Origin of the sequence: Bacillus sonorensis NBRC 101234 = KCTC 13918 (assembly GCF_001592005.1) — a bacterium.
In the GTDB taxonomy this organism is placed as follows: domain Bacteria; phylum Bacillota; class Bacilli; order Bacillales; family Bacillaceae; genus Bacillus; species Bacillus sonorensis.
The window spans coordinates 120,771-128,058 of the sequence record NZ_BCVZ01000011.1 but is presented as its reverse complement, the minus strand read 5'-3'; the positions used below and the strand labels follow the sequence as shown (position 1 = coordinate 128,058).

At 48.1% G+C, this 7,288-nt stretch carries 8 protein-coding genes; 1 reads left to right on the top strand and 7 read right to left on the bottom strand.

The window, feature by feature from the left end:
* From thrB to yutH, 5 genes are all read right to left on the bottom strand, one after another.
* The coding region (gene thrB / locus BTR1S_RS13700; protein WP_061781678.1) for a homoserine kinase at positions 1 to 694 on the bottom strand (694 nt) is incomplete at its 3' end.
* Entirely contained in the window at positions 691 to 1,749 is a 1,059-nt protein-coding gene (thrC, locus tag BTR1S_RS13695) for a threonine synthase (RefSeq protein ID WP_006638946.1), read from the bottom strand. The genes thrC and thrB, both read right to left, overlap by 4 nt.
* A complete protein-coding gene (locus tag BTR1S_RS13690) occupies positions 1,749 to 3,050 on the bottom strand; it encodes a homoserine dehydrogenase (protein WP_006638947.1) in 1,302 nt (433 codons plus the stop codon). The genes thrC and BTR1S_RS13690 overlap by 1 nt, the downstream gene beginning before the upstream one ends.
* A gap of 230 nt (positions 3,051 to 3,280) precedes the next feature.
* Positions 3,281 to 4,243, bottom strand: a complete 963-nt coding sequence (locus tag BTR1S_RS13685; protein ID WP_006638948.1) for a 2-hydroxyacid dehydrogenase — start codon at positions 4,241 to 4,243, stop codon at positions 3,281 to 3,283.
* A 97-nt stretch (positions 4,244 to 4,340) separates the two neighbouring features.
* Positions 4,341 to 5,345: a spore coat putative kinase YutH gene (yutH, locus tag BTR1S_RS13680; RefSeq protein ID WP_006638949.1), complete on the bottom strand. Its 1,005-nt coding sequence runs from the start codon at positions 5,343 to 5,345 to the stop codon at positions 4,341 to 4,343.
* Positions 5,346 to 5,496: 151 nt separating this feature from the next.
* On the opposite strand from yutH, the gene BTR1S_RS13675 reads away from it, so the two are divergent.
* A complete protein-coding gene (locus BTR1S_RS13675; protein WP_006638950.1) occupies positions 5,497 to 5,997 on the top strand; it encodes a phosphatidylglycerophosphatase A family protein in 501 nt (166 codons plus the stop codon).
* Between the two features lie 44 nt (positions 5,998 to 6,041).
* Here BTR1S_RS13675 and BTR1S_RS13670 read toward each other — a convergent pair whose 3' ends face one another.
* A complete protein-coding gene (locus BTR1S_RS13670; protein ID WP_006638951.1) occupies positions 6,042 to 6,812 on the bottom strand; it encodes a TIGR01457 family HAD-type hydrolase in 771 nt (256 codons plus the stop codon).
* Positions 6,813 to 6,827: 15 nt separating this feature from the next.
* Positions 6,828 to 7,271, bottom strand: coding sequence for a DUF86 domain-containing protein (locus BTR1S_RS13665; RefSeq protein WP_006638952.1), 444 nt, complete (start codon positions 7,269 to 7,271; stop codon positions 6,828 to 6,830).
* Between the last annotated feature and the right edge of the window lie 17 nt (positions 7,272 to 7,288).

Below are 7,288 nucleotides of genomic sequence, written 5' to 3'. Positions count from 1 at the left end.
CCCTCCGGTATGGCTGGTGAAAAAGATCCTTTTTCATCATCCGGCCGACAAGCGGCCAATTCTTTGACATCAGCCCGGCCACCAGCATATTGCTGACCGCACTCGCTTCAACCGCTTTTGAATAGGATAGGCTCTCCGGAAGAACGTTGCGCGCATCTTTTGTCAGCACTTCATAAAAAGGAATGACGACAACGACATCCAAATCAATGTCCTTGACGGAGACCAGTTGTGTTTCACCCTTTTCATGAAGACCGATGACGAGGCCGCCGTAAAGCGAGGCTCCGGCATTGTCGGGATGGCCTTCTTCAAGACTTGCGAAATGCAGTTTATCGTTTTCCGACAGCTTTAAATCAGCCAATTCGTTTGCAAGTTCGACGGCGGCGGCAATCGCGGCCGCGCTGCTGCCGAGTCCGCGGGCAAGCGGTATATCGCTCCACACTTTTACAAGACAAGGCGGAAGCTCTTTCCCAAAATGGCCGGCAGTCCGCTTGGCTACTTGATAAATCAAGTTTTCGGTTCCAGCGGGAATGCCTGCTACCACATCGGTTTCAGCTTCAAAGCGCCATTCTTCACAAGGAAACACAGACAGTTTCAAATAGCGCGACAGCGCCATGCCGACTGAATCAAAGCCGGGGCCCAAATTGGCCGTGCTTCCGGGAACCGTGATTGAAAACAGCATGTCAGCTTCTGTCATACACGTGCGGCTCCTTTGAGATGCTCAAGAATTTTTTCTTCATCCGTCGGCAGTGTGACGGGCTTGATCTTTGATACGTCGACGGCTGTATTTGGATCTTTCAGGCCGTTTCCGGTTAGAACGGCGACCACTTTCGCTCCAGGCTGAATCTCGTTTGTTTTCAGCTGCTTCAGCACTCCGGCGATTGACGCGCAGGAGCCCGGCTCGGCGAAAACCCCTTCTTCCCTTGCCAACAGCTGGTAAGCGTGCAGAATTTCTTCATCTGAGACTTCATCGATTTTTCCGTTTGATTCGTTTGCGGCATTGACCGCTTTATCCCAGCTTGCAGGATTTCCGATTCGAATCGCCGTCGCAACGGTTTCGGGATTTTCAATCACCTTTCCTTTGACAATCGGCGCGGCGCCTTCAGCCTGGAATCCCCGCATCACAGGGAGTCCTGTGCCGTGTTTTTCATGGTATTCTTTGAAGCCTTTCCAGTATGCTGTAATATTCCCGGCATTTCCGACGGGAATCGCAAGGATATCAGGGGCTCCGCCAAGCTGCTCGCAAATTTCGAATGACGCGGTTTTCTGCCCTTCGATCCGGTACGGATTCACTGAGTTTACTAAAGCGATGGGCTCTTTCTCACAAATGCCGCGGACCATTTTCAGCGCATCATCAAAGTTTCCGTTGATCGCGATGATTTCGGCCCCGTACATGACGGCTTGGGCCAGTTTTCCGAAGGCGATCTTGCCGTCCGGAATGATGACAATGCATTTCATGTTGGCGCGTGCCGCGTACGCCGCGGCGGCAGCGGATGTATTTCCAGTCGAGGCGCACATGATCGTATCATTGCCCTCTTCTTTCGCTTTTGCGACCGCCATCACCATGCCGCGGTCTTTAAAGGAACCGGTCGGATTTGCGCCTTCCGTTTTGACGTACAGCTCGATGCCAAGCTTTTCTGATAAGTTTTTCAGGTGAATGAGCGGTGTGTTTCCTTCATGCAATGTCAGCTCAGGCGTCTTGTCCGTTACAGGCAGATAGTCTTTATATTGATGAATGAGTCCTTTCCACATTAGCTATAACCGTTCCCTTCTACTCGATAAGTGCTTTTGACTTGCTGGACGACCTCGAGATCGTTCAGTTCTTTCAAAATATTTGTGAAATCTTCTTCAGATGTGTGATGCGTGACGATGACGATCTCAGCCAAGCCGTCATTGGCTTTGATCGGAAGCTGAAGAATTTTTTCAAAGCTGACGCCTCTTTCTGAAAAAACCGCGGTGATTTTTGAAAACGAACCGACCTGATCTTTGACATGGATTCTTAAAAACTGCTGGGCGAAGATTTCAGCAGGCGACTTCATTTTTTTCTCAAACTGCGGATCGACAAAACTGCTGCCGTTCACGCCGAGACGCATGTTTTTCATGACAGATACCAGATCCGATACAACGGCGGTGGCCGTCGGCATGCTGCCGGCACCCGGTCCGTAAAACATCGTTTCCCCGACGGCTTCTCCGTATACGTAAACCGCATTGAATTCGTTATGAACGGATGACAGCGGGTGATGGTCCGGGAGCAATGTCGGCTGAACGCTGACTTCGACTTTTTGCCCATCGCGCTGAGCGATCCCGATCAGCTTCATCGTATAGCCAAGCCGCTTGCTGAAATTGATGTCTTCATCAGACACTTTGGAAATCCCCTTCACTTTGACATCTTCCAGGTCGACATTCATTGAAAAGCCGAGCCGAGCCAAAATTGCCATTTTCCTTGCGGCATCAAGGCCTTCCACGTCTGCGGTCGGATCAGCTTCTGCAAAGCCGAGCCTTTGCGCTTCTTTCAGCACCTCTTCATAAGGCGCCTTTTCTTTGTTCATCTTCGTCAGGATGAAATTGGTCGTTCCATTGACGATTCCCATCATTTTCGTGATTCTGTCTGAAGCGAGGCCCTCTTCCAAGGACCGCAAAATCGGGATTCCGCCGGCAACGCTCGCTTCAAAATAAAGGTCGCAGCCGTTCTCTTTGGCAGCGGCTAAAAGCTCTGACCCGTAAAGCGCAATCAGGTCTTTATTCGCCGTTACGACATGTTTTTTTGCCCGGAGTGCGTCCAGCAAATATCTCCTTGTCTGCTCTATTCCTCCGATGACCTCGATGATGACATCCACTTCGGGGTCTTCTATCACGTCATAGGCTTCCGTTGTCAGCGCTTCTCTAGGAAGCTCGACATCTCTTTTTTTATCTTTATCTTTAACAAGTACTTTTTGTATGGTGACGGGGCACCCGACCTGGTGTTTCAGTTTATCTTGATGATCCTGGATGATTTTCACCACCCCGCTTCCGACTGTTCCTAAACCTAGAAGCCCCACTCGTATCGCCTTCACTACAATTCCACCTTTCTTTCTGATCGTCCTTTCTAAGAGGACATTTGTAAACTCAACGCAGACATTTAAGTTACAAACATTATAATGGGGTATTCTTTTTTTGACAAGGTGACAATTGCTGAAAATCAATGTTTGTAAACGCTTAAGATATTGATAAATTAAGATTCTATATATTCAGAAATATTTTTGTGAGAAAATCTTCCGGACTTATAAAAGCCGGAAGCGAAGCGTTAAATCTCCGTTTTTGCCGGTTTGCCGCTGAGGACGAGTGCGATATTTTCTGCGCATAGCCTCATCATCGCTTCTCTCGTTTCCCTGCTGGCGCTTCCGATATGAGGAAGCGCCGTCACCTGAGGAAGTTTGGCGAGCGGGTGCTCCTTTGAAATCGGCTCTTCGGCAAAAACATCAAGCCCTGCACCGGCGATTTCGTTTTCAACAAGCGCGTGATAGAGATCCTGTTCATCAACAACCTGTCCTCTAGAGACATTGATGAAAACCGCACTCTGCTTCATCTTTTGAAAAGCGGAGCGGTTAAACAGGTGCTTGGTCTCTTCTGTCAGCGGTGTCAGGCATACAACGAAGTCAGCTTGTCCAAGCAGTTCATCAAACGATGTGTAAGCAGCTCCAAGTTCTATTTCCGCTTCTGGATTTCGGCTCCGGTTATGGTACAAAATGTTCATGCCGAACCCTTTTGCCCGCCTGGCCACGGCTCGTCCGATGCTGCCCATCCCGACGATGCCGATCGTTTTATGATGGACGTCTGCTCCCGCCAATAAAAGCGGCCCCCAGCCGGTCCAGTTCCCTTGCTTAATCCAATCGCTGGCTTCGATGATTCTTCTCGCCGCCGCAAGCAGCAATGCAAAGGTTAAATCCGCGGTGGATTCCGTCAACACATCAGGCGTATTGCAGCAAATCACACCCTGTTTTTTTGCGGCCTCCACATCGATATTGTCAAAGCCGACCGCCAAATTCGCGACCGCTTGTAAACGCGGCGCTCTTTGCAAAAGCTCGGCATCAATCCGGTCTGACAGCATTGTCAAAAGCCCGTCAGCTGTTTTTGCTTTTTCAAGCAGGACGTCCCGCGGACATGGTTCATCCTCTTTCTCCCACATCTCAATATCGGCCAGTTCTTTTAATGAAGAAAGCTGTTCTTCCGGTAATCTTCTCGTCACATACACAAACGGTTTATCCATGATGCCTCGTCCTTTCTCACGGCTGATTCATCTTAAGCATATCGAAAAAAACGGCAAAAGTTAAGACCGCACTGAAATGAAAAAGAACACCCGCCCGTCAAGGCGTCCTTTTCAGCCAATTGACGGGCGGCATGCTGACATTTCCTCCGGATCTCATGGCTGCCATCTCCTGAAATCCGCTGAGAAACCGTTCATACGCCGAAGCCTGGGAAAGGATATGGTCAAGCTTGTTTTCATAAACATGCTGCTCTGATTCCGGAGAGATGTAGTAGCCTTCAACCGTTTCAAAATAGTGAAGCGGAAATAGCAGCCTGCTGTACATCAAGCGCTTGGAAAATGAAGACAGGGGGCTGACTTGTTCATATTGCTGAAGAAATAGCGCAACCTCATCAACATCTTGTTTTTGCTGAAACGCGCTTCTGGCGTATTCCGCAAGATCGCGCGCCGCATGATCTAAAACCCATTCGACTGGTACCTTGATCAGGGGCTCCTGCTTCCATGTCTCACAAGTCAGGCGCTGCTGGCATATCGTTCCGGAATCCACCGATTGCGGCTGGTCATCCAATTCCGTATCAGCCAGATACTGAATGGCGTTTTCCGTTAATCCGAGATAATAAGGAAACGATTCGATAAACCGTTTTTCAAAAGGCTGCAATTGCGGGGACTGGGATTTTTGAATCCAAAACTGCTCCAGCTGATCAAGACGTTTTCCCCATAGTTCTTTCCATTGGCCGATTCTTGTCGTTTCTTTTACTTCATACGGGTACCCCCTCCCTTTTTGATGAAATTCCGCAAGCTCCGCGCCGAAGGGAACAGACCTGTTTGTAAAGCGGGGCGCCGCCTGAAGCAGCACATAGGCGGCGCCGTTTTCTTCAAAGGTCAAGTCCCCGTCCTTGGTGAATAAAAAGGCGGGAACGTATGGGTCGCGCTGTTCTTGCAAATACTGACTCATGTAATAAAGCTCCTCCAGTTCAGATTCGCTGAAATGGGAAACCGGAATGATTAAAAACATGGAGTTTGGGGTTTGAAAGGTTTGGTATGAGAGATATGGCGATAGCTCGCGAATATGGATCCCGAATTTTTCTTTTATCAAATCCTTCACCGTACATCACCTTCATTTCTGAAAATGGCCTTCTACACATCGTAGTCGAGCAGGAATCCATTTATGAATGGAGCAGAGAAAAAGCGCCCTCAAAATGTTACGTTTTTAGGGGCGTTTGTATACACTAAGTAAAAAAAGATTGGGTGAAAAAATGCCGGAAAACAACAGCATGCATCAAATTGAAACAGCAGCAAAAGAGTGGCTGGAAAAACGCGGGGTCAAAATTTCTGAAATTGCGGACCTTGTCTACCTTCTGCAGAAGAACTATCATCCAAACATTACAAAAGAAGAATGTGAAGAAAACGTCAACCGCGTCTTGAAAAAACGCGAAGTCCAAAATGCCGTGCTGACAGGCATCCAATTGGATATGCTAGGAGAGCAGAAAAAGCTGTTGCAGCCTCTGCAGTCCTTAATTGAGACAGATGAAAGCCTTTATGGCGTAGATGAGATTTTATCTTTTTCGATCATCAACCTTTATGGGTCGATCGGTTATACTAATTATGGATATATTGATAAAATCAAGCCCGGTGTGCTTGGCCGTTTAAACGATAAATCAACCGGTGAATGCCACACGTTTTTGGATGATATCGTCGGCGCCATCGCGGCAGCCGCTTCAAGCAGGCTGGCGCACCGGGCAAGAGATGCCGAATAAAGCCGAAAAAACACTTGCCGTTTCAAAGGCAAGTGTTTTTTTGTTTATATGCGGTCCATCCATTCCGTCAGTGAATCAATCACATGTGTCGGCTTTTCCGCATAAGCCTCAAGGTGTTCTTTTTTGGTTACTCCAGTGTGGACAAGGAGCGTATCCATTCCGGCATTCATGCCGGCCATAATATCGGTGTCATAGTTGTCTCCCACCATCAGCGTCTCGCTGATATCGGTTCCGATTACCTTCATCGCCTGCTCCATAATAATCGGTTCGGGCTTTCCGATAAAAATCGGCTCTGTTTTTGTGGACACGGTTAATACCGAAGTCAATGAACCGTTCCCCGGCAAAAGCCCTCTTTCAGTAGGAATCGCAATATCGCCGTTTGTAGAAATAAATGTCGCTCCATTCCGAATCGCAAGGCAGCCGACGGCAAGCTTTTCATATGTAATGCCGCGGTCGATGCCGACGACGACAAAATCGGCGTTTTCACCGCCGAATGTTAAGCCTTTTTCTTCAATGGCCTGGCGGATTCCTTCTTCTCCGATCACGTACACGGAAGCGTCCGGTTTTTTCTCGGCGATGAAGTTCGCCGTCGCCATGCTTGTTGTAAATACTTGCTCTTCCGTTGCCGGGATGTCAAAAGATACAAGCTTGTCAGCCACTTGTTTCGGAGTACGCGAAGAGTTGTTCGTCACAAATAAATATGGAATCCCCCGGTCTTTCAGTTTTCTTACGAATTCACAGGCTTCTTCGATTTTTTCCGTTCCTTTGTACATTGTTCCGTCTAAGTCGATTAAATATCCTTTGTATGTTTTCATGTTTTACACTCCAGTTTATTGTTGCGGTTTAAAAGCAGATACGGGACCAAGCTCATGGTTTAAATAATCGCGGATACGGGCTGGAAATGCTTCTATCGTTTCCGCATGGGTATTCAGCAAATGTTCCAATTCTTCATGGCTGATATTCAGGTAGTCCTGAACCAGCGGCTTCCGGTAGGCGATCAGCTGTTTCAGATTTTCCCCTTCTGTTTGGCTGACGACTTTCTCATCAGTCAGTATATCCATGATGTCGTCATAGCTTCCCGGATCTCTCATTATGAAGCCGTCAATCATATCGTTCCCTATATCCAATACACATTCGATCAGCGTATGGCCGATTCGTTCAAGCGCTTTTTTTTCGATGTCAGACGTCCACTCAGACTGCGTTTGAAACAGCCGGAACGCTTCTTCAAGAAAGTCCAGCGTGTGTTCAATTTTGTTTCGATCGACAAAATACATAGCGGCATCCCCTTTTA

Bases quoted from the DNA above. Each gene is read 5' to 3' on its own strand.
- thrC (WP_006638946.1), bottom strand. From the start codon at position 1,749: ATGTGGAAAGGACTCATTCATCAATATAAAGACTATCTGCCTGTAACG.
- BTR1S_RS13685 (WP_006638948.1), bottom strand. From the start codon at position 4,243: ATGGATAAACCGTTTGTGTATGTGACGAGAAGATTACCGGAAGAACAG.
- BTR1S_RS13675 (WP_006638950.1), top strand. From the start codon at position 5,497: ATGCCGGAAAACAACAGCATGCATCAAATTGAAACAGCAGCAAAAGAG.
- BTR1S_RS13670 (WP_006638951.1), bottom strand. From the start codon at position 6,812: ATGAAAACATACAAAGGATATTTAATCGACTTAGACGGAACAATGTAC.
- BTR1S_RS13665 (WP_006638952.1), bottom strand. From the start codon at position 7,271: ATGTATTTTGTCGATCGAAACAAAATTGAACACACGCTGGACTTTCTT.